The sequence below is a fragment of the Sphingorhabdus buctiana genome, assembly GCF_042680825.1.
Lineage (GTDB): Bacteria > Pseudomonadota > Alphaproteobacteria > Sphingomonadales > Sphingomonadaceae > Sphingorhabdus_B > Sphingorhabdus_B buctiana.
The window spans coordinates 126574-150764 of sequence record NZ_JBHUEL010000003.1; the positions used below are offsets into that span (position 1 = coordinate 126574).

Annotated in this window: 27 protein-coding genes; 16 read left to right on the plus strand and 11 right to left on the minus strand. The window is 59.5% G+C overall.

Annotated elements, in window-relative coordinates; genetic code table 11:
• Positions 1-22 precede the first annotated feature (22 nt).
• The 6 genes from ACFSAG_RS03625 to ykgO all read right to left on the minus strand — a co-directional run bounded on the left by ACFSAG_RS03625 (position 23) and on the right by ykgO (position 5347).
• On the minus strand, positions 23-1321 hold the full coding sequence (locus ACFSAG_RS03625) for a DUF389 domain-containing protein (RefSeq protein WP_381511482.1): 1299 nt from the start codon (positions 1319-1321) through the stop codon (positions 23-25).
• A gap of 13 nt (positions 1322-1334) precedes the next feature.
• On the minus strand, positions 1335-2264 hold the full coding sequence (locus tag ACFSAG_RS03630; protein ID WP_381512034.1) for an electron transfer flavoprotein subunit alpha/FixB family protein: 930 nt from the start codon (positions 2262-2264) through the stop codon (positions 1335-1337).
• The gene (locus tag ACFSAG_RS03635) at positions 2264-3007 is read right to left on the minus strand and encodes an electron transfer flavoprotein subunit beta/FixA family protein (protein ID WP_381511484.1); all 744 of its coding nucleotides are present in this window, start codon (positions 3005-3007) and stop codon (positions 2264-2266) included. Before ACFSAG_RS03635 ends, ACFSAG_RS03630 begins: the two co-directional genes overlap by 1 nt.
• Before the next feature lie 219 nt (positions 3008-3226).
• On the minus strand, positions 3227-4432 hold the full coding sequence (sucC, locus tag ACFSAG_RS03640) for an ADP-forming succinate--CoA ligase subunit beta (protein ID WP_381511486.1): 1206 nt from the start codon (positions 4430-4432) through the stop codon (positions 3227-3229).
• Positions 4433-4516: 84 nt separating this feature from the next.
• A complete protein-coding gene (locus ACFSAG_RS03645; protein ID WP_381511488.1) occupies positions 4517-5128 on the minus strand; it encodes an HAD family hydrolase in 612 nt (203 codons plus the stop codon).
• A 93-nt stretch (positions 5129-5221) separates the two neighbouring features.
• A complete protein-coding gene (ykgO, locus tag ACFSAG_RS03650) occupies positions 5222-5347 on the minus strand; it encodes a type B 50S ribosomal protein L36 (RefSeq protein ID WP_029724010.1) in 126 nt (41 codons plus the stop codon).
• A gap of 119 nt (positions 5348-5466) precedes the next feature.
• On the opposite strand from ykgO, the gene ACFSAG_RS03655 reads away from it, so the two are divergent.
• From ACFSAG_RS03655 to gpmA, 5 genes are all read left to right on the plus strand, one after another.
• On the plus strand, positions 5467-6051 hold the full coding sequence (locus tag ACFSAG_RS03655; protein ID WP_381511491.1) for a DUF4136 domain-containing protein: 585 nt from the start codon (positions 5467-5469) through the stop codon (positions 6049-6051).
• Positions 6052-6111: 60 nt separating this feature from the next.
• Positions 6112-7248 (plus strand): M14 family metallopeptidase, encoded by a 1137-nt coding sequence (locus tag ACFSAG_RS03660; protein ID WP_381511493.1) that lies wholly within the window; start codon positions 6112-6114, stop codon positions 7246-7248.
• A 9-nt stretch (positions 7249-7257) separates the two neighbouring features.
• Positions 7258-7437 (plus strand): hypothetical protein, encoded by a 180-nt coding sequence (locus ACFSAG_RS03665; protein WP_381511495.1) that lies wholly within the window; start codon positions 7258-7260, stop codon positions 7435-7437.
• Between the two features lie 6 nt (positions 7438-7443).
• A complete protein-coding gene (locus tag ACFSAG_RS03670; RefSeq protein WP_381511497.1) occupies positions 7444-7713 on the plus strand; it encodes a GNAT family N-acetyltransferase in 270 nt (89 codons plus the stop codon).
• 65 nt (positions 7714-7778) lie between these two features.
• Positions 7779-8465 (plus strand): 2,3-diphosphoglycerate-dependent phosphoglycerate mutase, encoded by a 687-nt coding sequence (gpmA, locus tag ACFSAG_RS03675; RefSeq protein ID WP_381511499.1) that lies wholly within the window; start codon positions 7779-7781, stop codon positions 8463-8465.
• A 3-nt stretch (positions 8466-8468) separates the two neighbouring features.
• Here the strand turns inward: gpmA and ACFSAG_RS03680 are convergent, their stop codons facing one another.
• Positions 8469-9062, minus strand: coding sequence for a GGDEF domain-containing protein (locus tag ACFSAG_RS03680; protein ID WP_381511501.1), 594 nt, complete (start codon positions 9060-9062; stop codon positions 8469-8471).
• A gap of 214 nt (positions 9063-9276) precedes the next feature.
• On the opposite strand from ACFSAG_RS03680, the gene purE reads away from it, so the two are divergent.
• The 9 genes from purE to ACFSAG_RS03725 all read left to right on the plus strand — a co-directional run bounded on the left by purE (position 9277) and on the right by ACFSAG_RS03725 (position 17580).
• Positions 9277-9732 (plus strand): 5-(carboxyamino)imidazole ribonucleotide mutase, encoded by a 456-nt coding sequence (gene purE, locus ACFSAG_RS03685; protein WP_374612585.1) that lies wholly within the window; start codon positions 9277-9279, stop codon positions 9730-9732.
• A complete protein-coding gene (locus ACFSAG_RS03690) occupies positions 9729-10799 on the plus strand; it encodes a 5-(carboxyamino)imidazole ribonucleotide synthase (RefSeq protein ID WP_381511503.1) in 1071 nt (356 codons plus the stop codon). Before purE ends, ACFSAG_RS03690 begins: the two co-directional genes overlap by 4 nt.
• A 39-nt stretch (positions 10800-10838) precedes the next feature.
• A complete protein-coding gene (locus ACFSAG_RS03695) occupies positions 10839-11333 on the plus strand; it encodes a dihydrofolate reductase (protein WP_381511505.1) in 495 nt (164 codons plus the stop codon).
• Positions 11334-11336: 3 nt separating this feature from the next.
• Positions 11337-12524 carry a dipeptidase gene (locus ACFSAG_RS03700; protein ID WP_381511507.1) on the plus strand — a complete coding sequence of 396 codons (1188 nt, stop codon included), beginning with the start codon at positions 11337-11339 and terminating at the stop codon, positions 12522-12524.
• Complete coding sequence (locus tag ACFSAG_RS03705; protein ID WP_381511509.1) at positions 12521-13453, plus strand: bifunctional riboflavin kinase/FAD synthetase; 933 nt, start codon at positions 12521-12523, stop codon at positions 13451-13453. The genes ACFSAG_RS03700 and ACFSAG_RS03705 overlap by 4 nt, the downstream gene beginning before the upstream one ends.
• 71 nt (positions 13454-13524) lie before the next feature.
• Positions 13525-16344, plus strand: coding sequence for an isoleucine--tRNA ligase (gene ileS / locus ACFSAG_RS03710; RefSeq protein ID WP_381511511.1), 2820 nt, complete (start codon positions 13525-13527; stop codon positions 16342-16344).
• On the plus strand, positions 16337-16834 hold the full coding sequence (gene lspA / locus ACFSAG_RS03715) for a signal peptidase II (RefSeq protein ID WP_381511513.1): 498 nt from the start codon (positions 16337-16339) through the stop codon (positions 16832-16834). Before ileS ends, lspA begins: the two co-directional genes overlap by 8 nt.
• Before the next feature lie 43 nt (positions 16835-16877).
• On the plus strand, positions 16878-17123 hold the full coding sequence (locus ACFSAG_RS03720; RefSeq protein ID WP_381511515.1) for a DUF3035 domain-containing protein: 246 nt from the start codon (positions 16878-16880) through the stop codon (positions 17121-17123).
• A 13-nt stretch (positions 17124-17136) separates the two neighbouring features.
• Positions 17137-17580 (plus strand): DUF3035 domain-containing protein, encoded by a 444-nt coding sequence (locus ACFSAG_RS03725; RefSeq protein ID WP_381511517.1) that lies wholly within the window; start codon positions 17137-17139, stop codon positions 17578-17580.
• A 14-nt stretch (positions 17581-17594) separates the two neighbouring features.
• Here ACFSAG_RS03725 and dxs read toward each other — a convergent pair whose 3' ends face one another.
• The 3 genes from dxs to ACFSAG_RS03740 all read right to left on the minus strand — a co-directional run bounded on the left by dxs (position 17595) and on the right by ACFSAG_RS03740 (position 20473).
• Complete coding sequence (gene dxs, locus ACFSAG_RS03730; RefSeq protein WP_381511519.1) at positions 17595-19520, minus strand: 1-deoxy-D-xylulose-5-phosphate synthase; 1926 nt, start codon at positions 19518-19520, stop codon at positions 17595-17597.
• A gap of 63 nt (positions 19521-19583) precedes the next feature.
• Complete coding sequence (locus tag ACFSAG_RS03735; protein WP_374612417.1) at positions 19584-20048, minus strand: Fur family transcriptional regulator; 465 nt, start codon at positions 20046-20048, stop codon at positions 19584-19586.
• A 47-nt stretch (positions 20049-20095) separates the two neighbouring features.
• On the minus strand, positions 20096-20473 hold the full coding sequence (locus ACFSAG_RS03740; protein WP_374612583.1) for a MerC domain-containing protein: 378 nt from the start codon (positions 20471-20473) through the stop codon (positions 20096-20098).
• Between the two features lie 172 nt (positions 20474-20645).
• Between ACFSAG_RS03740 and ACFSAG_RS03745 the strand changes: the two genes are divergently transcribed.
• Together ACFSAG_RS03745 and ACFSAG_RS03750 are read left to right on the plus strand one after the other, a co-directional pair.
• On the plus strand, positions 20646-21434 hold the full coding sequence (locus tag ACFSAG_RS03745) for a CHAP domain-containing protein (RefSeq protein ID WP_381511522.1): 789 nt from the start codon (positions 20646-20648) through the stop codon (positions 21432-21434).
• Between the two features lie 85 nt (positions 21435-21519).
• Complete coding sequence (locus ACFSAG_RS03750; RefSeq protein ID WP_381511524.1) at positions 21520-21900, plus strand: SpoIIAA family protein; 381 nt, start codon at positions 21520-21522, stop codon at positions 21898-21900.
• On the opposite strand, the gene uvrB is transcribed toward ACFSAG_RS03750, so the two are convergent.
• The gene (uvrB, locus tag ACFSAG_RS03755) at positions 21897-24083 is read right to left on the minus strand and encodes an excinuclease ABC subunit UvrB (protein WP_381511526.1); all 2187 of its coding nucleotides are present in this window, start codon (positions 24081-24083) and stop codon (positions 21897-21899) included. The genes ACFSAG_RS03750 and uvrB overlap by 4 nt on opposite strands.
• Positions 24084-24191 lie beyond the last annotated feature (108 nt).

The window sequence follows — 24191 nt, forward strand, 5'->3', positions numbered from 1 at the left end:
GAACAGGCGCGACCTATCGGCTTCAGGGTTGATCAAGCATCCCTTCTCTCAGCAACCACCCTGGATAGCGGATTCGGGTTTCGGTAATGATCCGATCCCTGGCTTCGCCGACTTCCTCCGCTTCAGCATCGCGATCACGCAAAATGAGGACGCGTTTGGCCTGGACATCGATCAGCAATTCTTCGCGACCGATCAGCCCGCCTACAGTCAAGGCGGAAAGCAATGCTTCCACATCCGCATCGCGTTGTTCCAGCGCGCTTACCCGCCGGTTCAGTTGGTCTTCATATTCTTCAGCCGCGTTCGTCTGGCGTTTGACCTGCGCCAAATCGACCAGCACCTTTCGATCAAGGCGGCGGGTGGCGCTGGCGGCCAGTTTGTCGCCAAGAGAAGGTGTAAATCTATCGACAAGGATCACACCTTCCACGCCGACTTCCTCGCCATTGACGACAACATTTAGGTTTTCGACCCGATCGCGAGGCTGGAGCAAGCTCGACAATTCAGACTGGACAATCGCCCGTGCCCGGATTTCTCGCCCGATATTGTCGAGCGATATGGCGAGTGGGATCGACAAGACGCCAAGCACCGCCAAAATTCCTGCCAATTGCATCGCGGTATGCTGCGGTGTCAGCGATGGCCCGAAACGGTTGATCCGGGCAACGATCGTTGCCGCAAATGCGATTGCAAGCGTATTTGTCAGGAACAGCAAGGCCGCCCCGGTCACGAAATCGGCGCGCCCTGTGACAATGCCGAACGCGACCGTCGCCAGCGGGGGAACCAGAGCGGTGGCAATTGACACACCCACCATTACGCCGCTCAAGTTGCGAATGACGGCGATTGCACCCGCAATCCCGCCGACAACAGCCACACCCAGATCCATCAGTGTCGGCTGTGTCCGCGCGCGCAATTCAGGAGTCACATCCTGTATCGGCGATATGAGGATGATCAGCATCGCAACGACGATCGCGATGAACATGCCCGCCGCCAGCGTCACCAGTGCGCGTCGGATTAGGCCGGTTTCTATTGTGGCAAGACCAAAGCCGACCCCCATGATCGGTCCCATCAGGGGCGATACGAGCATCGCGCCAATCACCACGGCGGTCGAACTTTGCAGCAGGCCTAGCGTCGCAATTGCAGAAGCAAGCGCAATGAGGATCAGAAATTTGCGATCAAGTCGCGAATCGCGGGCTACTCCCGCCAGTGTGAGGGCGCGGCTTTCGTCAGTCCGTGCATCCTCCGACAGATCAACAAAAATGCCGGAGCGTTCAGCCCCGGCATGATTGGTTGCGCTGTCCGACCCTGATGTTCCTGATCGGCTCGCCATTTATGTTTTTCCCTCAGAGCTTGCCGGTAAGTTCCGGCACGACATTGAAGAGATCGCCGACAAGGCCGATGTCCGCGACCTGGAAGATCGGGGCGTCTTCATCCTTGTTGATCGCGATGATCGTCTTGGAATCCTTCATGCCCGCCAAGTGCTGGATCGCGCCGGAGATACCGACCGCAATATAGACTTCCGGCGCAACGATCTTGCCGGTCTGGCCGACCTGATAGTCGTTGGGCACATAACCAGCGTCAACAGCAGCGCGCGAAGCACCAACGGCGGCGCCCAGCTTGTCTGCCAGCGGGAAGATGGTGGCTTCAAAGGTCGGTCCGTCCTTGAGCGCGCGACCACCCGAAACGATGATCTTGGCGCTGGTCAGTTCGGGGCGCTCGAGCTTCACGATTTCCGCACCGACAAAGCTGGAGGTGCCCGCATCGCCGGGGCCCGAAACCGCTTCGACAGCAGCGCTGCCGCCGCTGGCATCAGCCTTGGCAAAGGCGGTGCCGCGAACGGTGATCACCTTTTTCGCATCCGACGACTGCACGGTTGCAATCGCGTTACCGGCATAGATCGGGCGGGTAAAGGTATCGGCACTTTCGACCGACAGGATGTCGCTGATCTGCATCACGTCGAGCTGGGCAGCAACGCGCGGGGCAATGTTTTTGCCATGCGCGGTTGCGGGGAACAGCACGGCATCGTGATGACCCATCAGCTCTGCCACCAGCGGCGCGACATTTTCGGCGAGCTGGTTTGCATAAGCGGTATTGTCAGCGACGTGCACCTTGGAAACGCCTGCAATCTTGGCAGCCGCGTCGGCAACCGCACCGCAATTGTGGCCAGCGACCAGTGCATGGACTTCGCCAAGCTGCGAAGCTGCGGTTACGACGGCCAGCGTCGCATCCTTCATCGAGGCATTGTCATGTTCGACATAAACGAGCGTCTTCATCATGCGACTCCCATTTCCTTGAGCTTGGCAACAAGCGCATCAACATCTGCAACCTTGATACCGGCGCTGCGCACCGGCGGTTCAGCGACCTTGAGCGTCTTCAGGCGCGGGCTGACATCGACGCCATAATCGGCGGGGGTCTTCTGCGCGAGCGGCTTGGACTTCGCCTTCATGATGTTCGGCAGCGATGCATAGCGCGGCTCGTTCAGGCGAAGGTCGGTGGTTACAATCGCCGGGGTCTTAAGGCTGACGGTTTCAAGCCCGCCATCGACTTCGCGGGTCACTTCAACTGCATCGCCCTTGACTTCGACCTTAGAAGCGAAGGTGCCCTGCGGACGGCCTGTGAGCGCAGCCAGCATCTGGCCGGTCTGGTTCGAATCGTCGTCAATCGCCTGCTTGCCGAGGATCACAAGGCCGGGGGCCTCTTCTTCAACGATCTTGGCGAGGATCTTGGCAACGCCCAAGGGTTCGACATCTTCGGCAACCACGAGGATCGCACGGTCCGCACCCATGGCGAGCGCGGTGCGCAGCGTTTCCTGCGCCTTGTCGGGGCCGATCGAGACTGCAACGATTTCGGTCGCCGCGCCCTTTTCCTTCAGACGGATCGCTTCTTCGACAGCGATTTCGTCGAAGGGGTTCATCGACATTTTGACGTTCGACAGATCCACACCCGTGCCATCCGGCTTTACGCGGGGTTTCACATTATAGTCGATCACCCGTTTCACGGGGACGAGGATCTTCATGGGTCTCTCCCTTTCCAAACCGACTCAACTTACGGGGCAGGATAGCCCCAAAAACTGGCGCCCTATGCATGACGTTTACGTTAACGTCAAGCACAAGACTTCACTTCCTGATGCGTCACCCTGAACTTGGTTCAGGGTCCATTTCGCCTCGCAAGCATAGGGTGAGGCTGACAGATGGATGCTGAAACAAGTTCAGCATGACTGCTTCGGTGCAGGCGATCAGGCCGCGCGTACCTCGGCGACGATCTTCTTCGCGGCATCGCCCAGATCGTTGGCGGGAACGATCGGAAGGCCGCTGTTCGCAAGGATATCCTTGCCCTGCTGGACATTGGTGCCTTCGAGGCGGACGACGAGCGGAACCGAAAGGTTCACTTCCTTCGCCGCGGCAACGATGCCCTCGGCGATGATGTCGCACTTCATGATGCCGCCAAAGATGTTGACGAGGATGCCCTTCACCGCCGGGTCTTTCAGGATGATCTTGAAAGCAGCGGTGACCTTTTCCTTGTTCGCGCCGCCACCGACGTCGAGGAAGTTCGCCGGGAATTCGCCGTTGAGCTTGATGATGTCCATCGTTGCCATGGCAAGGCCTGCGCCGTTGACCATGCAGCCGATATTGCCGTCGAGCTTGATGTAGGCGAGGTCATATTCGCTGGCCTCGACTTCTGCCGGGTCTTCCTCGGTCAGGTCGCGCAGTTCGGCAAGGTCCTTGTGACGGAACATCGCGTTGGAATCGAAGCCGACCTTGGCGTCGAGAACGTACAGCTTGTCACCTTCCGGGGTCGGGCAGATGGCGAGCGGGTTGATTTCGATCTGGCTGGCGTCGGTGCCGAGGAAGGCTTCATACAGGCCTGCGAGGATCTTCTGGCACTGCTTGGCGAGATCGCCTTTGAGGCCAAGCGCAGCAGCGACACTGCGGCCATGGTGCGGCATCAGGCCGGTGGCCGGATCGATGGTGATGGTGTGGATCTTTTCAGGCGTGTCGTGCGCCACGGTTTCGATGTCCATCCCGCCTTCGGTCGAGGCGACAACCGCGATGCGGCTGGTTGCACGGTCGACGAGGAGCGCGAGATAGAATTCCTTGCCGATATCGACGCCATCGGTGATGTAGAGGCGGTTGACCTGCTTGCCTTCGGCACCGGTCTGGATGGTCACCAGCGTGTTGCCGAGCATGTCCTTGGCATGCGCTTCGACTTCCTCAAGGCTCTTGGCGAGGCGGACGCCGCCCTTTGCATCGGGACCCAATTCCTTGAACTTGCCCTTGCCACGGCCACCGGCATGGATCTGTGCCTTTACCACATAGAGCGGCCCGGGAAGCTGTTTCGCGGCAGCCACGGCTTCCTCCACGGTCATCGCCGGAATGCCCTTGGGCACGGCGACGCCAAATTTCGCAAGCAGTTCCTTGGCCTGATACTCATGGATATTCATGGAAAAAGCGTCCTTTCGATGGCGGAGTCGAAAGGGCCTTAAGCACAGCTTGCGCGCTAAGGGAAGTAGGCCAAACCCGCTTTTTTACGTGAGCAGCCCCAGCGCCACCAACTCGGCCCGCAACGTCGGGGCATCGACGAAATGGTGGGCGTGGAAACCGTTACTGCGCGCACCCTCTACATTGGGCAGGCTATCGTCGATGAAAAGCCCCTCGCCCTCGGCCAATCCAAAACGGTCGAGCGCGAGGCGGTAGATGGCCGGATCAGGCTTCAGCAGCTTTTCCTCGCCTGAGACAACGACGTCGCGGAAATGGTCGAAAACCGGCTGGGTCGGGCGAAATGCGGCCCAGAATTCCGCGCCGAAATTGGTGATGGCGAACAAGGGCACCCCGCGCGCCGCCAATTCTTCCAATATTTCGTAAGACCCCGGCACCGGCCCCGGAATCGTCTCGTTGAAACGCGTCGCATAGGCTTCGATTTGACTGGCATAAGCGGGATACTCGGCCTGCCGTTCGGGAACCATTTCAGCAAGCGGACGGCCTGCATCATGCTGGAAATGCCATTCAGGGGTGACGACATTTTGCAGGAACCAGTCAAGTTCGGCTTCATCGCTGATCAGTTTTTCGAACAGGTGGCGCAAATCCCACTGCACCAGCACCCGGCCGACATCAAAAACCACTGCGCGAATCGAAGTCATGCTGTTTCCCGACACTCAAACGCAAAAAACCGCCCGCGGATTTTCCGGGGCGGTTGCTGCTGGCATGCGAGGCACGCCTGCCAATCCGGCGAATCAGCCCTGGCGGGCCTTGAAGCGACGGTTGGTCTTGTTGATCACATAGGTGCGACCGCGGCGACGAATCACGCGGTTATCGCGGTGACGGCCCTTGAGGGACTTCAGAGAATTGACGATCTTCATCGGACTTTTCCGTTAAAACATGGGGCCAATGGCCGGATTTGAAGGCGCGCCTCTATGGGGGAGTCGGCGCAAAGTCAAGCACCATTGCGGCTTTCGGACGAAGCAGATAGGGTTTGGCCATGAACCTTACCCGTTATGCTTCGCTGATCCTGCTGCCGCTGACGCTGAGCGCCTGCATGATACCGACCGGCCCGGTTGAGGTCACGCGTTTCAACCGCGTAGCCGAGGGCATTGTATACGGCACTGGAAGTTTTGCTGTCACCGCCACCAACGGCGACAGCCTTGCCCTTTCACCCTATCTAGCAGCGGTACAGCGCGAAATGGAGCGGGTCGGTTACTCAAAGGCCTTGGACGGCAGCGACGTGATTGCCGAAGTATCGGTGCAGCGCGTGCAGTTCAACGGCAACGACCGGAACCCGGTTTCGGTGGGTGTCGGAGGATCAACCGGCAGCTATGGTTCGGGGGTTGGCGTTGGCGTTGGCCTCAACCTCAACGCGTTGGGCGATCAGCGCGGCATCGAGACGACTTTGAATGTGCGCATCGTTCGCACAACCGACAATCTGGTGATCTGGGAGGGCCGCGCTGTGCAGCGTGGCGCGCTGAATTCGCCTGCTGCGCAACCGGGTATAGCTTCGTCCAAACTGGCTGAGTCTCTGTTCAAGGACTTTCCCGGAACCAGTGGCGAGACGGTAACCGTTCCCTGAGTCAAATAAATCAGTCTGGCCAAGCTTGTCCGCAAAGCTCTCCCGGCCTAGAACCGGTTCATGACCATTCACAGCATCAATGCCGCATTCGACAGCGGCAATATCGTCGTCGAGTCGATCAATGGCGCCACCGCCAAGCTCACCATTCGCAAGGACAAGGATTCGGACTTCTTCCAATGGTTCCACTTCCGGGTGGTTGCAGAGGCGGGCAAGGAGTTCGTCCTCAAGATCACCGGCCTTGAAAAAAGCGCCTATCCCGGCGGCTGGCCTGATTACCGCGCCTGTGTTTCGGAGGACCGTGACTATTGGGGGCGTGCCGAAACCAGTTACGACAAGGCCGAAGACGGTGGCACGCTTACCATCCGCTACACCAGCGTTTCGGGCCTTGCCTGGTTCGCCTATTTCGCACCTTATTCGATGGAGCGGCACCACGATCTCGTCTCTGAAACTGCGGGCATCGAAGGCGTCGACTATCGCTGCCTCGGCACCAGCCTGGAGGGCCAATCAATCGACTGCCTCGAAATGGGTACCGGCGATACGCAGGTCTGGCTCTACGCGCGCCAGCATCCGGGCGAGAGCATGGCCGAATGGTGGATGGAAGGCGCATTGGACATGCTGACCGACCCCAGTGACCCGCACACGCGCAAATTGCTCGAAAAATGCCGCATCCATGTCGTGCCCAATTGCAACCCGGATGGATCGCGTAGGGGCCATTTGCGCACCAATTTCTTGGGTGTGAACCTGAACCGCGAATGGGCCGAGCCCAGCGCCGAACGCAGCCCCGAAGTGCTCGCGATCCGGAACGCTATGGACGAAACCGGCGTGCATTGGGCGATGGACGTGCATGGCGATGAAGCCATCCCCGCCGCCTTCATGGCCGGGTTTGAAGGCATCCCAAGCTGGAGCGAATCGCAAGGCCAGCGGTACACCCGCTTCATCAATCGCCTCGCCGAACGCACCCCCGATTTCCAGACCAAGCTAGGTTATGCCATTTCCGGCCTCGGCAAGGCGAACCTGACCATGTCGACCAACCAGCTCGCCGAACGCTTTGGCCCATCACATGGCTGTGTTTCGATGACGCTTGAAATGCCGTTCAAGGACACGGTCGACGCCAACGATCCAGAGCAAGGCTGGTCACCTGAACGATGCAAGCTGCTCGCGCGCGAATGCCTGGCAACGCTGGCGGAGATGGTTTGAAGCGTGCCGATGCACATCATCGAAGACGACCTTTCCGGACCTGAGATCCGCGCGCTGCTCGAGGAGCATTTTGCCGGAATGCTCGCCAACTCACCCGAGGAGAGTTGCCATTTCCTCGATTTCGACGGGTTGAAGGGACCTGGGGTTACATTCTGGTCGATCTGGAATGAGACCGAATTGATGGGCTGAGGGGCGGTGAAGGAAATCGACCCGGCGCACGGCGAAGTCAAATCGATGCGCACGCACAGCGCGCAACTGCGCAAGGGTGCGGCGGCGGCGATGCTTGAGCATATTATCGCCACGGCACGCGAACGGGGATATCAGCGGCTGAGTCTGGAAACAGGTTCGACCCCGGCCTTCGATCCGGCGCATGCGCTCTATCAGCGCTATGGATTTGAATATTGCGGGCCCTTTGCCGATTATACGGAAGACCCGTTCAGCCGCTTCATGACACTGGCGCTTTAGCGCCAATTGCACAAAGGCAACCTCCCCGCTAAAGGCCGCGCAAACCAAGACCAAAGGACACTCCCATGCCCAAGCTCATCCTCATCCGCCACGGCCAGTCGCAATGGAATCTCGAAAACCGCTTCACCGGCTGGTGGGATGTCGATGTCACCGAAAAGGGCGCGGCCGAGGCTTGGGCGGCGGGTGAACTGATGAAGGCAAAGGGCATTGCCCCCGATACCTGCTTCACCAGCGTACAGACCCGCGCGATCAAGACGCTCAATCTCGCGCTCGAAGCGATGGGCCGGTTGTGGCTGCCAGTTACCAAGGACTGGCACTTGAATGAACGCCATTATGGCGGCTTGACCGGCCTCGACAAAGCCGAAACCGCTGCGAAGCATGGTGATGAGCAGGTGCATATCTGGCGCCGCAGCTTTGATATCCCGCCACCGCCGCTCGAGGCGGATTCGCCTTATGACCTGTCGAAGGACCCGCGCTACGCCGGGATCGCCATTCCCAATACCGAAAGCCTGAAGGATACGATCGCGCGCGTGCTGCCTTATTGGGAGGGCGTGATCGCGCCCGAATTGAAGGCGGGCAAGACTGTGCTGATCTCGGCACATGGCAACAGCCTGCGTGCGCTCGTCAAGCATCTTTCGGGCATCTCGGATACGGAAATTACCGGCCTGGAAATTCCGACTGGCCAGCCCATCGTCTACGAACTCGATGACGCGCTCAACGCGACCGACCGCTATTACCTGTCGGAGCGTTAAGGTCTAACCAGCCGCCTCGCCATATTTGGAGCGCTTGTCGGCGTACATCGACTTGTCGGCTTCAATCATTACCTCACTCGCACGGGAATTTCCCTCGATTAGGCAATGGCCGACAGATACATTGACCTTTAGAACGGGTCCTGCGGTCTTGACCGGAAAGGCCGTCAGATGGCGGCGCAGCGAAGCGGTTTTTTCGCGCAGCTTTTCCGCAGTGATCGAATCGAGCAGGATCGCAAATTCATCGCCCCCAATGCGCGCAATCACATCCGATTTGCGGGTTGCGCTGCCCAACGCCTCTGCGATGCCGCACAGTACGGCATCACCCGCAGCATGGCCGTGGGTATCATTCACCGATTTCAGCCGGTCGACATCGAGATAGAGCAGGCCAAAGGTTCCGCCATATCGATGCGCGCGCCAGCACCAGCGATCGAGTTCCTGCATCAGATACCGGCGATTGAACAGCGGGGTCAGCGTGTCCATCGCAGTCAGGCGTTCCAGCTCTGCTATACGTGCCTTCAGTTGCAGATTTTCGCGCGAAAGGTCGCTGACGCTACGGTCGGCATCGGGTGCGGAAAACTGGTCCTCGCGTTCGTCCATGTCAGCTCCGGTTATCTCGTTGCGACCCGGATAACCCGTATTTTGCGCGCATACAGGCTATTTTTGAATAAATTGCAATAGTTTACATGACTTGCGGTATTTCCCGCTCGGCAATTGCGCTGACGCAAAGCCGCCGCTACAGAGCAAGTCCTCGGCGCGACGGGCAATCAGGGACTTCAAGGTGGATAGCACAGCACCCGTAATCGGTATCATCATGGGCAGTCGATCAGACTGGGAAACGATGCGCGAAGCATCCTCGGTCCTCGCAACGCTGGGCGTGCCGCATGAATGCAAGGTCGTTTCCGCACACCGCACCCCAGACCGGCTTTATGCTTATGCAAAGGGCGCTGCCGACCGCGGGCTGAAATGCATCATTGCCGGCGCAGGCGGTGCAGCCCACCTGCCGGGAATGGTCGCTTCGATGACGCGCCTGCCCGTATTGGGCGTACCCGTACAGTCGCGCGCGCTCGACGGAATGGATAGTCTGCTTTCGATCGTCCAGATGCCCGCAGGCATACCTGTCGGCACGCTCGCCATCGGCAAGGCTGGTGCGACCAATGCCGGGCTGCTTGCGGCAGCGATGCTGGCAACAAATGATCCAGAACTCGCCGCACGGCTCGACCAGTGGCGGACCAACCAGACCGAATCGGTTAGCGAGACGCCCGAATGACGATGCTGCCGCCGGGCTCCACCATCGGTATCCTGGGGGGCGGTCAACTGGGCAAGATGCTCGCCATAGCAGCGGCCGAAATGGGATATCGCTGCCACATCTACGCGCCTGAGGAAAATTCGGTCGCAGCGGAGGTTGCTGCTGAATTCACCTGCGCCGATTATGGCGATGTCGCCGCGCTTTCGGCCTTTGCCGACAACTGCGACGTCATCACCTATGAATTTGAAAATGTCCCCGTTGCGCCGCTGCGCGTGATCGAGGAAGGCGCAACAATCCGCCCCAATATCCGCGCGCTCGAAATCGCGCAGGATCGGGTGGAGGAAAAAAATTTCGCATCCGCATTGGGCGGGAGAACGGCGAAATTCGCGACCGTCACCAGCCCCAACGATGCCGGTGCAGCATTGGACGCGGTCGGATATCCCGCGATCCTGAAAACCATCCGCATGGGATATGATGGCAAAGGCCAGGCCCGCGTGCATTCAGCTGAAGGCTTGTCCGACGCGCTTGACCAGATCGGCCCACAGCCTGCGATTGCCGAGGCGATGGTGCAGTTTGATGCGGAATTTTCGGTGATCCTCGCCCGCAACGCGCAGGGCGAAATCCGTTTCTGGGATAGTCCGCGCAACCGGCATGATGGCGGGATATTGGCGCTGTCCGTGCTTCCCGCCGGCGCTCTGATCGAAGCCCAACAGCAAGAAGCGCGCAAGCTGGCTGCAGCAGCGGCGCAAGCGCTCGACTATATCGGCGTAATGACCATGGAGTTTTTCGCGACCGCCGAAGGACCGCTGTTCAACGAAATGGCGCCCCGCGTTCACAATAGCGGGCATTGGACAATCGAAGGTGCGGTCACGAGCCAGTTCGAGAATCATATTCGTGCCGTCTGCGACCTACCTTTGGGCGATACCGGCCTCACCGCTGATCGGGTCGAAATGGAAAATCTGATCGGCGATGCTGCCAACGATTTTGAAAAGCTGTTCGCCGACCCCAATGCCAAAGTCCATTTATATGGAAAAGGCGCGCCAAGCCCAGGCAGAAAAATGGGGCATGTTACGCGTCTCTTCCGCTGAGCCTTGTCAGGCCCGCAGGAAGTCGGCAAAGCAGCAGCCATGAACCATCCCGAAATCATCATGGTGGTCGCCCGTGCAGACAATGGAGTCATTGGTGCCGATGGCGACCTGCCCTGGCGCATCCCGGCAGACCTCAGGCATTTCAAGCAGCTTACCAAGAACCTGCCCATGATTATGGGACGCAAGACTTTCGACAGCCTGCCGGGGCTGCTCGAAGGTCGTCGCCACATCGTTCTAACCCGCGATACCGAGTGGGAAGAAGAAGGCGCGGAGGTTGCGCATACAGTCGAAGAAGCCTTGAAGCTGGCCAACGGCCCGCATGTCTGCATCATCGGTGGCGCAGAGATATACCGGCTGTTCGTCGACCATGCCGACCGGATCGAGCTGACCGAAGTCAAGGCATCGCCCAATGGCGATACGATACTCGAACCGTTCGATGCAAAAACCTGGAAGGAGATTTCGCGGGTTTCGCATCCGGCAGAGGGGAGTACGCCCGCGTTCGATTTCGTGACATTGGTGCGCAAGGAGGGGTAGCGCATGCGTAAATGGATATGGGGTCTGGCCGTGCTCGTCGCGGTTTCAGCAATTGGCTTTTTCGGCATTGCGCCAGGCTATGTCGAAGCATCGATGAACAAGGTCGATGGCAAGCCATTGCCCAAGGTAAGCGCAGAGGCAATCGCGCTGCACAAGACGCTGACCATCGTCGACCTGCATTCGGACACGCTGATGTGGAAGCGCGATATGCTCGACCGTGCAGATCGCGGACATATGGATTTGCCGCGCCTGCAGGAAGGCAATGTCGCACTGCAGGTTTTCTCCAGCGTGTCGAAGACGCCCAAAGGCCAAAATTACGATGCCAATGGCTCCGATAGCGACAATATCACCCTGCTCGCGGTTGCGCAGATGCAACCGGCGCGCACCTGGAATTCGTTGCTGGAGCGGTCCTTGTGGCATGGCGAAAAGCTTGACCGGGCCACCGCGGCATCAAAAGGCACGCTGGTCAAAGTTGCGGCCAGCGGCAATGTCGACAGCCTGCTCGAACGCCGGGCGAAACAGGAAGATGCAACCGGCGCATTGCTATCGATCGAAGGCCTGCAAAACCTTGAAGGCAAGGCCGAAAATCTCGACAAACTCTACAATGCCGGTTTCCGCATGGCCGGGATCACCCATTTCTTCGACAATGAACTCGCCGGATCGATGCACGGCATCAAAAAAGGCGGGCTGACGCCGCTGGGCCGCGAGGTCATCCGGCGGATGGAAGAAAAGGGTATGATCGTCGATATCGCGCATTGCAGCCGCCAATGCGTCACCGAAATTTTGGCGATGGCCCGCCGCCCTGTCGTGTCGAGCCATGGTGGGGTGCAGGCGACCTGCAAGGTCAACCGCAACCTTTCTGACGAGCATATCAAGGGCGTAGCAGTGACCGGCGGCATCATCGGCATCGGTTACTGGGATGGCGCAATCTGCGATACCAGCCCCAAATCGATAGCCAAGGCGATGAAGCATGTGCGCGACCTGGTCGGCATCCAGCATGTCGCGCTTGGATCGGATTATGATGGCGCGACCACTGTACGCTTTGACACATCAAAGCTGGTGCAGGTGACTCAGGCCCTGCTCGACGAAGGCTTCACCCCCGATGAAATCCGCGCGGTGATGGGTGGCAATGCCCTCCGTGTTCTGCGCGAAGGATTGAAGCCGATGGCAAAGGCACCGCCTGCCGCATGAGCATACCCCGCCTTTCCGCCCGCGATATTATGCCCGATGCCTTGCGCGGAGCCGTCGTCGCGCTCGGCAATTTCGATGGTTTTCACCTAGGCCACCAGGCAGTCGCGGGTGAGGCTATCCGCCAAGCCAAGGCTGCGGGCAAGCCCGCCATTATCGCCACCTTTGATCCGCATCCGGTGCGCTTTTTCGCACCGCATGTGCCTTGGTTCCGGCTGACCACACTAGAGCAGCGCCAGCGCCTTTTTGCCGAGGCAGGCGCCGATGCAATGCTGGTGTTCGATTTCGATGCCGAGCTCGCCGCAACCACGGCGGAGGATTTCGTCGTCAAACTGCTCGCCGAACGGCTGGGTGTTTCGGGTGTGGTGACGGGTGAGGATTTCACCTTTGGTAAGGCACGCGGCGGCAATACCGGCGTGCTGCGCGATCTGGGTGCCCAGCATGGCATCACCGCCACAACCGTCGGCCCAGTGACCGATGCGGGCGGGGTGATTTCCTCCAGCCGCATCCGCGATGCCCTGAAGGCGGGCGAATGCGAAACCGCGACGCGCCTTCTCACCCGGCCTTTCGCAATCGAGGCGATCGTCCAGCATGGCGACAAAAATGGCCGCGATTTGGGTTTTCCCACCGCCAATATGGACATGGGCCATTACCTCCGCCCGCGCTATGGCGTCTATGCGGTGCGCGGAAAACTGCCTGACGGACGGGTGCTTGATGGCGCCGCCAATGTCGGCATCCGCCCGCAATTCGAACCGCCCAAGGAATTGCTCGAGCCGCATTTCTTCGACTTTGCCGAAATGATTTACGACCAGATGATCGAGGTCGAATTCCACGCCTTCCTGCGACCCGAAGGGAAATATGACAGTCTCGAAGCGCTGATCGCCCAGATTGCGCAAGATTGCGAGGATGCGAAGGCTGCATTGCGTCGGTAAGCAAGCTCCCCGCAACAGACGTGTTTCTTGGCTTTATCCTTGCGGCGTAATCCCCTAAGCACCCGCGCGATATGACCGAAAAGCAAGACTATAAAGACACCGTCTTCCTGCCGAAGACCGAGTTCCCGATGAAGGCTGGCCTGCCGCAGAAGGAACCGGGCATCCTTGCGCGCTGGGAAGAACAGGATCTGTATCACAAACTGCGTGAGGCGCGTGCGGGCCGCGAGAAGTTCATCCTCCATGATGGCCCGCCTTATGCCAATGGCGACATGCATATCGGCCATGCGCTCAACCATATCCTGAAAGACATGGTGTGCCGGACGCAGACCCTGCTCGGCAAGGACGCGCCCTATGTGCCCGGCTGGGACTGCCACGGCCTGCCGATCGAGTGGAAGGTCGAGGAGCAATATCGCAAGAAAAAGCTCAACAAGGATGAGGTTCCGGTAAAGGAATTCCGCGCCGAATGCCGCGCCTATGCACAAGCGTGGGTCGACATCCAGCGCGACCAGATCAAGCGGCTGGGTGTGCTCGGCAATTGGGACAAGCCTTATCTGACGATGGATTTCGACAGCGAGGCGACGATTGTTTCCGAGCTGCTGAAGTTCGCCGAAAGCGGCCAGCTCTATCGCGGAGCGAAGCCGGTGATGTGGTCACCGGTCGAAAAGACCGCGCTGGCCGAGGCCGAGGTCGAATATGAGGATATCACCTCGACGCAGATCGATGTGGCGTTTGAGATTGTAGAAGCGCCCGAAGTTCCGAAGCTCGTCGGGGCATTTGCAGTAATCTGGACAACAACACCTTGGACGATCCCGGTTAATCAGGCGATCGCCTACAACCCGGCTTTTGAACAGCTAAGCTACGAAGCCTGTTACGGAGTTTACGCTGCTTCGGATGGTCGCCGATACGTATTGTCTCAAGCGTTAGCTTCCGCATTTGCCGCTCGTGCTGGCTTGGAGCTAACTTTAGAATCTGCACTATCTGATATATCATTGAAGGGCGCAGTCGCCCGCCACCCGATGCACCATCTGGGCGGCTTCTTTGCCAAGCCGCGCCCCTTCCTGCCCGGCGATTTCGTCACCACCGACAGCGGCACGGGCCTTGTCCATATGGCGCCCGACCATGGCGAGGATGACTTTGACCTGTGCAAGGCAAACGGCATCGAGCCGCAATTCGCGGTCGAAAGCGATGGCAAATATCGGGCCGACTGGGGCTGGCTTGGTGGCCAAGGCAGCGTCATCAACCCCAAATTCAACGCGCCCGACGGGCCGATCTGCACCGACCTGCGCGAAGCCGGCGGGCTGCTCGCGGCGAGCGCGGATTACCAGCACAGCTATCCGCACAGCTGGCGTTCCAAGGCGAAGGTCATCTATCGCTGCACCCCGCAATGGTTCGTGCCGATGGATCGTGGCGATTCCACTTTGCGCCAAAAGGCCATGCAGGCGATCGCCGATACCCGCTTCGTCCCCGAAAAGGGCCGCAACCGCATCGGTTCGATGGTCGAGGGCCGCCCTGACTGGGTACTGAGCCGCCAGCGCGCATGGGGCGTGCCGATCACGCTGTTCGTTGATCGCAAGACCGGCCAATATCTCAACGACCCAGCCGTCAACGCGCGGATTGTCGAGGCGATCAAGGCCGAGGGCGTCGATGCTTGGGAAGCCGCACGTGCGCAGGAATATCTGGGTTCGGACTACAAGGCTGAGGATTATGAACAGGTGTTCGACATCCTCGACGTCTGGTTCGATTCGGGTTGCACCCATGTCTTCACGCTCGAAAGCGGCAAATGGCCCGAGCTGCAATGGCCCGCCGACCTGTATCTCGAAGGTAGTGACCAGCATCGCGGCTGGTTCCAGAGCTCGCTGCTGCAAAGCTGCGGCACGCGCGGCCGCGCGCCTTACAATGCTGTCCTGACCCATGGCTTCACCATGGATGCCAAGGGCCTGAAAATGTCGAAGTCGGTCGGCAACACCGTCGACCCCTTAAAGGTCATGGAAACCAACGGCGCGGATATCATCCGGCTGTGGGCGCTGTCGGTCGATTTCACCGAAGATCACCGCATCGGCGATGAAATCCTGAAAGGTGTGGCCGACCAGTATCGCAAGCTGCGCAACACCTTCCGCTACCTGCTCGGCGCGCTCGACGGGTTTAGCGAGGAAGAACGCGTCAGCGATGTTGCGCAAATGCCCGAGCTGGAGCGTTACGTGCTCCACCTGCTCGCGGACATGGACGCGAAGCTGAAGATCGCGGTCAATGATTTTGACTATAACAGCTATGTCCGCCTGCTTTCGGATTTCGCCAATAACGACCTTTCGGCCTTCTTCTTCGATATCCGCAAGGACTGCCTCTATTGCGACGCGCCGGACAGCCTGAAGCGCCGCAGCTATCGCACCGTGCTCGACATATTGTTCCACTCGATGGTCCGCTATGCCGCACCAGTGCTGGTGTTCACGGCAGAGGAAGTCTGGGCCTCGCGTTATCCTGACGCAGACAGCGTGCATTTGCTGGAGTGGCCGGAGGTTGATGCTGGTTGGATCAATGTCAATCTATCCGACAAGTGGTCGCATTTGCGGGATTTGCGCTCGACCGTTCTCGAGCCCATTGAAGTTATGCGCCGCGAAAAGATCGTCGGATCGAGCTTAGAAGCGGTCGTCAAACTAAGGGTAAAAGACGCGTTCTTGGAAGAGCGAGCTAATTCACTTGATTTCACCGAAATCTGCATCGCAGCTGAAGTCGAAGTGACCGGTTTTACCGACGATTCTGTAGACGATGCTCGACAGATTACCTTCAGCGGCAAAACCACCAACCACAAATGCGGCCGATGCTGGCGCCACCTGCCCGAAGTGGAAGAGGATGGCGCGCTGTGCGGGCGTTGCGACGAGGTGCTGAATGGGTAACCCCAAATACCGCCTGCAAGGCCTGATGCTCGCATCATTCCTGTTCATCGCCGACCAGGCAGTGAAGTTCATCATGATTGGCCCGTTGGCGCTCGAAAGCCGGCGGCAGATCCACATCGTCTCCTTTTTCGACCTGACATGGGCCGAAAACCGCGGCGTTTCGATGGGCTTCCTTGAGGCGAGCAGCGATGCACAACGCTGGCTGCTCGTCGCGCTGACCGCGCTGATCGCTGGCGTGGTGGGCGTGTGGATGTGGCGCGAGAAATTGCGCGGCGATGTGCTCGCGCTATCGATGGTGCTGGGCGGGGCGCTGGGCAACATCGTTGACCGGGTGCGCTATGGCTATGTCGTCGACTATGCCGACCTACATTTCGGCAATTTCCGCCCGTTCTGGATTTTCAACCTCGCCGATGCCTGCATCACCATCGGCGTGCTGATATTGCTTGCCCGCGCGTTCCTGTTGCGCGACAAGGGCGACACCAACCCATAAGCGTTCATCCCGCGTCAAGCGGGAAAGGGATAGCGGAGTAACAATGACGCGCAAGTTCATCACCCTATCGGCCAGCATGCTGGCACTTACCGCGCTTTCGGGCTGCGGTTCCTCTGGCGTGTTCGATCGTGAACGACCTGATGAATTTGCCGTCGGCCGTGCAGCACCACTCACTGTACCCGCCGATCTTTCGACACTACCCGCGCCGCAACCCGGTGCACCGCGCCCGCAGGAAGGCGAAACCAAGGCAGCGATGCTCGAAGCCATGTTCGGCGCTCCCAAACAGTAAGGCCAGGATTATCATGAAGCAGAAACTTATCCTCGCCGCGGCCTCGACAGCCATGCTGTTCGGCCTTTCGGGCTGCCAGTCGATCGGCAATGCCTACCAGTCGCTCTATGACTGGGACATTCGCGGTGATGACGCGCCGCAGCAGGCAACCACCAGCCGCGTTGCGCCGCTGGTTGTGCCGCCTGATTATCCACTAATGCCGTCGCAGGTCGCAACTACCCGCGCGCAAGACGGCACCTCGCCCGAGCAGTTGCTGGAAGCTATGTTCGGCGGCGATGCTGCCCGTTCAGCAGGCGAGCGTGCAGTCGTATCGGCGGCAGGCACCAGCGAAATGGGTATCCGCTCGACTGTTGGCGATCCCGAAACCACGACGGTGAACAAGGGCGCTGTAACCCGCGACATCATCGCTGCACCGGAAGGCGACGGCCAGAGCGCGCAGGCAGCGGTTCCGCAATAAGGCCATCGGGCTTTTTAAGCCCGCACTTCCTCCACGCCCGCGCTGTTGTGGCGCAGCGCTTTCAGCACCGTATCGACGATATGCGGGGCGTTGAGGCCTGCTTCGTCATACTGCTTTTGCGGTGTATCATGTTCCTGGAAAGCATCGGGCAGGCGCATCGTGCGGATTTTGAGGCCCGCATCGGTCAAGCCAAGGTCGCTCGCCAGCGTCAACACATGTGCGCCGAGTCCTCCGATTGCAGCTTCCTCGACCGTAACGACAACTTCGTGCGTCGCCATCAAGCGGCGGATCAGTTCCTCGTCGAGCGGCTTGGCAAAGCGCAGGTCGGCAACGGTGGTCGACAGCCCCTTGGCGTCAAGCGTATCGGCAGCCTTCAGCGCTTCCGCAAGGCGGGTGCCGAGCGAGAGGATCGCGACGGTCTTGCCTTCGCGCACCACGCGGCCTTTGCCGATTTCGAGCCGCTGCGGCACTTCGGGTAGCGGAACACCCACGCCATTGCCGCGCGGATAGCGGAAGGCGATCGGGCCGCTGTCGTATAGCGCGGCGGTATAGGTCATGTGCACCAGCTCCGCCTCGTCGGCGGCGGCCATGACGACCATATTAGGCAGGGTCGCCAGATAGGTGACATCGAACGAGCCGGCATGGGTGCTGCCATCAGCACCGACCAAGCCTGCACGGTCAATCGCGAAGCGAACCGGCAGGTTCTGGATGCAGACATCGTGCACCACCTGGTCATAAGCGCGCTGCAGGAATGTGGAATAGATCGCGCAGAAGGGCCGCATCCCTTGCGCCGCCAGCCCCGCCGCAAAGGTTACCGCATGCTGTTCGGCAATGCCGACATCGAAGGCGCGCGTCGGGTGCGCCTGCGCAAATTTGTCAACGCCGGTGCCGGTCGGCATCGCAGCGGTTATCGCGACGATCCGGTCATCGGTTTCGGCCAGCTTGGCGAGCGTTTCACCAAAGACATTCTGGTACGCGGGTGGGCCGCCGCCCGGGCCCTTGTCCTGCTTGCCGGTGATGACGTCGAATTTCACCACGCCATGATATTTGTCCGCTGCCGCCTCAGCCGGGGCATAGCCATGGCCCTTTTTCGTGACGACATGGATCAGGCACGGCCCCTCTGCCGCGTCGCGGACATTTTCGAGGACGGGGATGAGGTGATCGAGATTGTGGCCGTCAATCGGGCCGACATAGTAAAAGCCCAATTCCTCAAACAGCGTGCCACCCATCGCCATGCCGCGCGCGAATTCATCGGTCTTGCGGGCGGCGATATGGAGCGGTTCGGGCAATTTGCGCGAAATGCGCTTGGCGACTTCGCGTAACGAAAGGAAGGGCCGCGAGGAAACCAGCCGCGCCAGATAGGCCGAAAGCCCGCCCACCGGCGGCGCGATCGACATGTCGTTGTCGTTAAGGATGACAACAAGGCGATTGCCCGCTGCCTGCGCGTTGTTCATCGCCTCATAGGCCATGCCCGCCGACATCGAACCATCGCCGATCACGGCAATCGCCTTGCCGGGTTTGTTGTTCAGCTTGTTGGCAATGGCAAAGCCCAAGGCCGCCGAAATAGAGGTCGAACTGTGCGCCGCGCCGAAGGGATCATATTCGCTCTCGGTGCGCTTGGTGAAGCCCGAAAGCCCGCCGCCGGTGCGCAGTGTGCGAATCCGGTCGCGGCGGCCAGTGAGTATCTTGTGGGGATAGCATTGGTGGCCGACATCCCAGACCAGCCGGTCTTCGGGAGTGTTGAACACATAATGGATGGCAGTGGTCAGCTCGACCACGCCCAAGCCAGCCCCCAAATGCCCGCCGGTTACCGAAACAGCGCTGATCGTTTCCGTGCGCAATTCGTCTGCCAGCTGGCGGAGTTGGGAAGGTTCCAGCTTGCGAAGGTCTGCCGGAATCTTGACCTTGTCGAGCAAGGGCGTGACGGGTGTGTCAGTCATGCAAGTCAGCTTTAACGATGTTTGGAGGATGTGTCGAACGGGATATTTTCCCGTAGCGTTGGCCTAGTCGCAATCCGCGCAGGTGCCGCGCACCTCGACCACAGGGCGAACGGCGTTGAAACCAGCAGCTTCGGCGGCCTTGCGAACATTGCGGGTCAGGCTGTCGTCGTCGATATGCGTCGCGCTGCCGCAACTGTCGCAAATCAGGAAGATGCAATCGTGCAGGCAGCCGGGATGGGCATTGGCGAGATAGGCATTGGCGCTTTCGACGCGGCTGGCGAGGTTGTTCGCCACGAACAGGTCAAGAATGCGATACACGCTGTTCGGCGCCACGCGCTTGCCGCGCTTTTGCGAAACGAGGTCGGCGATGTCGTAGGCCGAGGCGGGCTTGTCGAAAGTTGCCAGCACCGAAAAAATATCGGCACGCATGTCGGTCCACTGCTCACCGGCGGCGGTCAGCGCCTTTTGGGCAGCATCGGCCAGATCATGCCCATGATGTTCGTGATGATGATGTGCGTGCGTGGCCATTGCAGGAATTTAGGCCTTTTGTGCCCGGGGGGCAAGGCCGCTCTCGCTTAACGCGAGGCGCGAAGGTTCAGGTCGTGGCCAAGGGCCAGAATTGCGACACCAACCATGGTGTAGAGGATTTCGTCACCGCCATGCGGCAAGGTCAACGCGCCCGACATCACACCGATGCCAAGTGAGCCAACGGCAGCGGGCATCATGAAGCCATGCACAAAAAGGCCCTTCACCAAGGCGACGATGCCAAAGACTATGGCGAGCGCCAAACCGACTTCGTGAACCAGCGGGGAAAACAGGAAACCGCCAGCAGAGGCGAGTAGGGCAAGCATGATCGAAGTCGCGAGACAGTGGACAAGGCAAAGGCCAGCCAGGCTCAGACCGAGCCCGTCCCAGCGCTTTTCCCGCCAATATGCCTGCAATGCGATCACTATAGTGCCTTCCTGAGTCGCTTTTGGCACATCGGGTACCACGATACAACATATCATTTCATTTCTATGGGCCGAATTGCGGATCGAAAGCCGGAAAAGGCCGCTTCTGCCCCGGCTGGGGATTATGTGACATCGTGTTACAAGTTTGTTAACCATCGCGGGGTAGCAGCTTCTTATGCGCAAGAAGCTACTCCTTTCCCTGTTCGTCGCCCTTGGCCTTACGGCCAGCCCGGCGAGCGCGCTTTATGAAGGGTTGCAATGCGTGCCCTTTGCCCGCGCGATGACGGGCGTCACCATTTATGGCGATGCGCATACCTGGTGGGAACAGGCTGAAAACCGTTACGAACGTGGCAATCTGCCCAAGGTCGGTGCGGTGATGACCTTCATTCCACATGGCAATATGCGCCTCGGCCATGTAGCCGCCGTGCGCAAGATCATCGACAAGCGCACGCTGCTGATCAGCCACGCCAATTGGTCAACAATTGATGGCATCCGCGGGCACATCGAAGAAGATGTTCGCGTCATCGACGTTTCGGAGGATAATGACTGGAGCCGCGTACGCGTCTGGTACACCCCCAATGGTGCGCTCGGCGGCAACGAATGGCCGCTCCATGGCTTCATCTATCCGTCAAAGGTTCGCAAAGAAAAAGAGGCGCGCGCCGCATTGGCCGCTGTGCTCGCTCGTACGCCGCCTGCACGGCCCAGCTCGCAGCAAGCTATTTTCAGGGAAGAAGGCCCCGAACGCCCAACCGCGCGTATAGCTTCTGCCCAGACAGTGCAAAAACCGGCCAAGGGCCAAACCCGCACCAATGGCCAGATCCAGACCAAGTCGAAGGGTTTTGCCCTTTCACCGCGGCTTCTTGCCGAACTCGACAAGGCCGAAGATTTCGCGCTTTCGTCCAGCCTGCTCGCGGAAATCGATACGGCTGCGAAAAAGGAAAAGAAGCGCAACCGCAAAAGCTGAACGGCCGGCATCAGCTTTGACTCTGGTCAATGACAGCACCCAGCATCGCACTCATAGCTTGGCCATATCAGCCAAGGAGGCGAACATGCTCAAAGTCGAATCAGACGCAAAAGCCGGTTATCTCGAACTCACCGTAGATGGCGTGGTCCACAAGGATGAGTATCAACAGGCAGTCGACGCCGTTGATGAATTGCTCAAAACGCATGAGCAACTCAATGTGGTTGAGGTCGTTCGCGACATTGGCTGGATTGATGCAGAAGTGTGGTGGAAGGATCTTTTATTCCATCTGTCACACCGCAATTTCGTCCACCGCGCCGCCGTGGTCAGCGACAATGGCTGGATTGGCCCGATGACACGGATGTTCGCGCCCTTCTATCCCGCTGCAATCCGCACCTTCGGGCTCGACCAGCTGGAATATGCGAGGCAATGGGCAAAGGTTGGCGACTTGCACCGCGCCGCTGACTAACGCCCGAACTTCCGCTGCGTCTTGCCGAAACGCAGCTTGCGCGTGCCCGGCTTGCCTTCATTCGCCCGGCCCTTGGGTGCCGTGACACGTTGTTCGTGGGGTAGGCCCAGTTCCTCCGCCTCCAGCGCGCGGATTTCGTCGCGCAGGCGGCCGGCCTCCTCGAACTCGAGGTCGGCGGCGGCGGCGCGCATTTTTTTCTCAAGTTCCTCGATATAGGCGCGCAAATTGTGGCCGACGAGGTTGTTGGCCCCCTCGGCATCGATCTCAACCAGCACGCCATCGCGGCTCGCGGTATCGGCGACGATATCGTGGATGTTGCGCTTGATTGTGGTCGGGGTGATGCCGTGCAGCTCATTATAAGCGCGCTGCTTCTCGCGCCGCCGGTCGGTCTCGCGCATTGCGCGTTCCATGCTGCCGGTGATACGGTCGGCATAGAGGATGACCCGTCCATCGACATTGCGCGCCGCTCGCCCGATCGTCTGGATCAAGGAGGTTTCGCTGCGCAGGAAGCCTTCCTTGTCGGCATCCAGGATGCACACCAGCCCGCATTCGGGGATGTCGAGCCCTTCACGCAGCAGGTTGATACCGACGAGCACATCATAAACGCCAAGCCGCAAATCGCGGATCAGCTCGATACGCTCCAGCGTTTCGACATCCGAATGCATATAGCGCACGCGCAGGCCAGCCTCGTGCATGAACTCGGTCAAATCCTCCGCCATCCGCTTGGTCAGCGTCGTCACCAACGTGCGATAGCCAGCTTCGGCCACCTTGCGGCATTCGTTGATGCAATCCTGCACCTGGTCTTCGACCGGGCGAATTTCGACCGGCGGATCGATAAGGCCGGTGGGGCGGATTACCTGTTCGGCGAAAACGCCGCCCGCCTGCTCCATCTCCCACGGCCCCGGTGTTGCCGAGACGCAGACCGTTTGCGGCCGCATTGCATCCCATTCGTTGAAGCGCAAAGGCCGGTTGTCGATGCAGCTTGGCAAGCGGAAGCCATATTCGGCGAGCGTCAGTTTGCGCCGATGGTCCCCGCGCGCCATCGCGCCGATCTGCGGAATTGTCTGATGGCTTTCATCAACAAATAGCAGCGCATTGTCGGGCAGATATTCGAACAGAGTCGGCGGCGGCTCGCCGGGCAAGCGGCCGGTAAGGAACCGCGAATAATTCTCGATCCCCGCGCAACTGCCCGTTGCCGCAATCATCTCGAGGTCGAAATTGGTCCGCTGCTCCAGCCGCTGCGCCTCCAATAGCCGGCCCTCGGCAACCAATTCCTCAAGCCTATGGGCAAGCTCGAACTTGATCGCCTCCATCGCCTGCTTCATCGTCGGCCCTGGCGTCACATAGTGGCTGTTGGCATAGACGCGCACCGCGTTCAGCTTTGCCCCCGCTTTGCCGGTCAGCGGATCGAATTCGACAATTTCCTCCACCTCGTCGCCAAACATGCTGATGCGCCAGGCCATGTCTTCATAGTGCGACGGGAAGAGTTCGAGATTGTCGCCGCGCACGCGGAAATTGCCGCGCGCAAAGGCAGCATCATTGCGTTTGTATTGCAGTGCGACGAGTTTGCGGATCAACTCGCGCTGATCGATGGTCTCGCCAACCTTCAGATCGAAGATCATCGCCGAATAGGTTTCGACCGAGCCGATACCATAAAGGCACGACACCGAAGCCACAATCAGTACATCGTCGCGCTCGAGGAGCGAACGGGTGGCCGAATGGCGCATCCGGTCGATCGCTTCATTCACGCTCGATTCCTTCTCGATATAGGTATCGCTGCGCGGCACATAGGCCTCTGGCTGGTAATAGTCGTAATAGCTGACGAAATATTCGACCGCATTTTCAGGGAAGAAGCTCTTGAACTCCCCATAAAGCTGCGCCGCGAGGATCTTGTTGGGAGCGAGCACCAGCGCGGGGCGCTGCAGCGACTCCACCACTTTTGCCATGGTGAAAGTTTTTCCCGAACCGGTGACGCCAAGCAGCACCTGGTTCTTTTCTCCTGTCAGCGCGGTTTCGACCAGTTCCTTGATCGCTGTCGGCTGATCGCCTGCTGGCTGGTAATCCGAAACCAGCTTGAAAGGCTTCCCGCCCTCCACCTTGGGCGGGCGCGCCGGCCGGTGCGGGGTGAAACTGCCGTCAGTCTCGGGTTCTTCCAATCCCCGGCGGATGATGAGTTCGGACATGTTCGCTATATGTGCTGGTTTTTGAGCAGGGGCAAGCGATAGGTTGGACCACTGGAAACCGCCTGCCACCCTAACCTGTTTTGAGCCCCATCTGCCGCAAAATCCCCT

Bases quoted from the DNA above. Each gene is read 5' to 3' on its own strand.
- sucC (WP_381511486.1), bottom strand. From the start codon at position 4,432: ATGAATATCCATGAGTATCAGGCCAAGGAACTGCTTGCGAAATTTGGC.
- ACFSAG_RS03750 (WP_381511524.1), top strand. From the start codon at position 21,520: ATGCTCAAAGTCGAATCAGACGCAAAAGCCGGTTATCTCGAACTCACC.
- ACFSAG_RS03680 (WP_381511501.1), bottom strand. From the start codon at position 9,062: ATGGACGAACGCGAGGACCAGTTTTCCGCACCCGATGCCGACCGTAGC.
- ACFSAG_RS03720 (WP_381511515.1), top strand. From the start codon at position 16,878: ATGACGCGCAAGTTCATCACCCTATCGGCCAGCATGCTGGCACTTACC.
- ACFSAG_RS03705 (WP_381511509.1), top strand. From the start codon at position 12,521: ATGAGCATACCCCGCCTTTCCGCCCGCGATATTATGCCCGATGCCTTG.
- uvrB (WP_381511526.1), bottom strand. From the start codon at position 24,083: ATGTCCGAACTCATCATCCGCCGGGGATTGGAAGAACCCGAGACTGAC.
- ACFSAG_RS03745 (WP_381511522.1), top strand. From the start codon at position 20,646: ATGCGCAAGAAGCTACTCCTTTCCCTGTTCGTCGCCCTTGGCCTTACG.
- ACFSAG_RS03725 (WP_381511517.1), top strand. From the start codon at position 17,137: ATGAAGCAGAAACTTATCCTCGCCGCGGCCTCGACAGCCATGCTGTTC.
- ACFSAG_RS03625 (WP_381511482.1), bottom strand. From the start codon at position 1,321: ATGGCGAGCCGATCAGGAACATCAGGGTCGGACAGCGCAACCAATCAT.
- gpmA (WP_381511499.1), top strand. From the start codon at position 7,779: ATGCCCAAGCTCATCCTCATCCGCCACGGCCAGTCGCAATGGAATCTC.
- ACFSAG_RS03660 (WP_381511493.1), top strand. From the start codon at position 6,112: ATGACCATTCACAGCATCAATGCCGCATTCGACAGCGGCAATATCGTC.
- ACFSAG_RS03735 (WP_374612417.1), bottom strand. From the start codon at position 20,048: ATGGCCACGCACGCACATCATCATCACGAACATCATGGGCATGATCTG.
- purE (WP_374612585.1), top strand. From the start codon at position 9,277: ATGGGCAGTCGATCAGACTGGGAAACGATGCGCGAAGCATCCTCGGTC.
- ACFSAG_RS03635 (WP_381511484.1), bottom strand. From the start codon at position 3,007: ATGAAGATCCTCGTCCCCGTGAAACGGGTGATCGACTATAATGTGAAA.
- ACFSAG_RS03630 (WP_381512034.1), bottom strand. From the start codon at position 2,264: ATGAAGACGCTCGTTTATGTCGAACATGACAATGCCTCGATGAAGGAT.
- ileS (WP_381511511.1), top strand. From the start codon at position 13,525: ATGACCGAAAAGCAAGACTATAAAGACACCGTCTTCCTGCCGAAGACC.
- ykgO (WP_029724010.1), bottom strand. From the start codon at position 5,347: ATGAAGATCGTCAATTCTCTGAAGTCCCTCAAGGGCCGTCACCGCGAT.
- ACFSAG_RS03700 (WP_381511507.1), top strand. From the start codon at position 11,337: ATGCGTAAATGGATATGGGGTCTGGCCGTGCTCGTCGCGGTTTCAGCA.
- ACFSAG_RS03695 (WP_381511505.1), top strand. From the start codon at position 10,839: ATGAACCATCCCGAAATCATCATGGTGGTCGCCCGTGCAGACAATGGA.
- dxs (WP_381511519.1), bottom strand. From the start codon at position 19,520: ATGACTGACACACCCGTCACGCCCTTGCTCGACAAGGTCAAGATTCCG.
- ACFSAG_RS03645 (WP_381511488.1), bottom strand. From the start codon at position 5,128: ATGACTTCGATTCGCGCAGTGGTTTTTGATGTCGGCCGGGTGCTGGTG.
- ACFSAG_RS03690 (WP_381511503.1), top strand. From the start codon at position 9,729: ATGACGATGCTGCCGCCGGGCTCCACCATCGGTATCCTGGGGGGCGGT.
- ACFSAG_RS03655 (WP_381511491.1), top strand. From the start codon at position 5,467: ATGAACCTTACCCGTTATGCTTCGCTGATCCTGCTGCCGCTGACGCTG.
- ACFSAG_RS03665 (WP_381511495.1), top strand. From the start codon at position 7,258: ATGCACATCATCGAAGACGACCTTTCCGGACCTGAGATCCGCGCGCTG.
- lspA (WP_381511513.1), top strand. From the start codon at position 16,337: ATGGGTAACCCCAAATACCGCCTGCAAGGCCTGATGCTCGCATCATTC.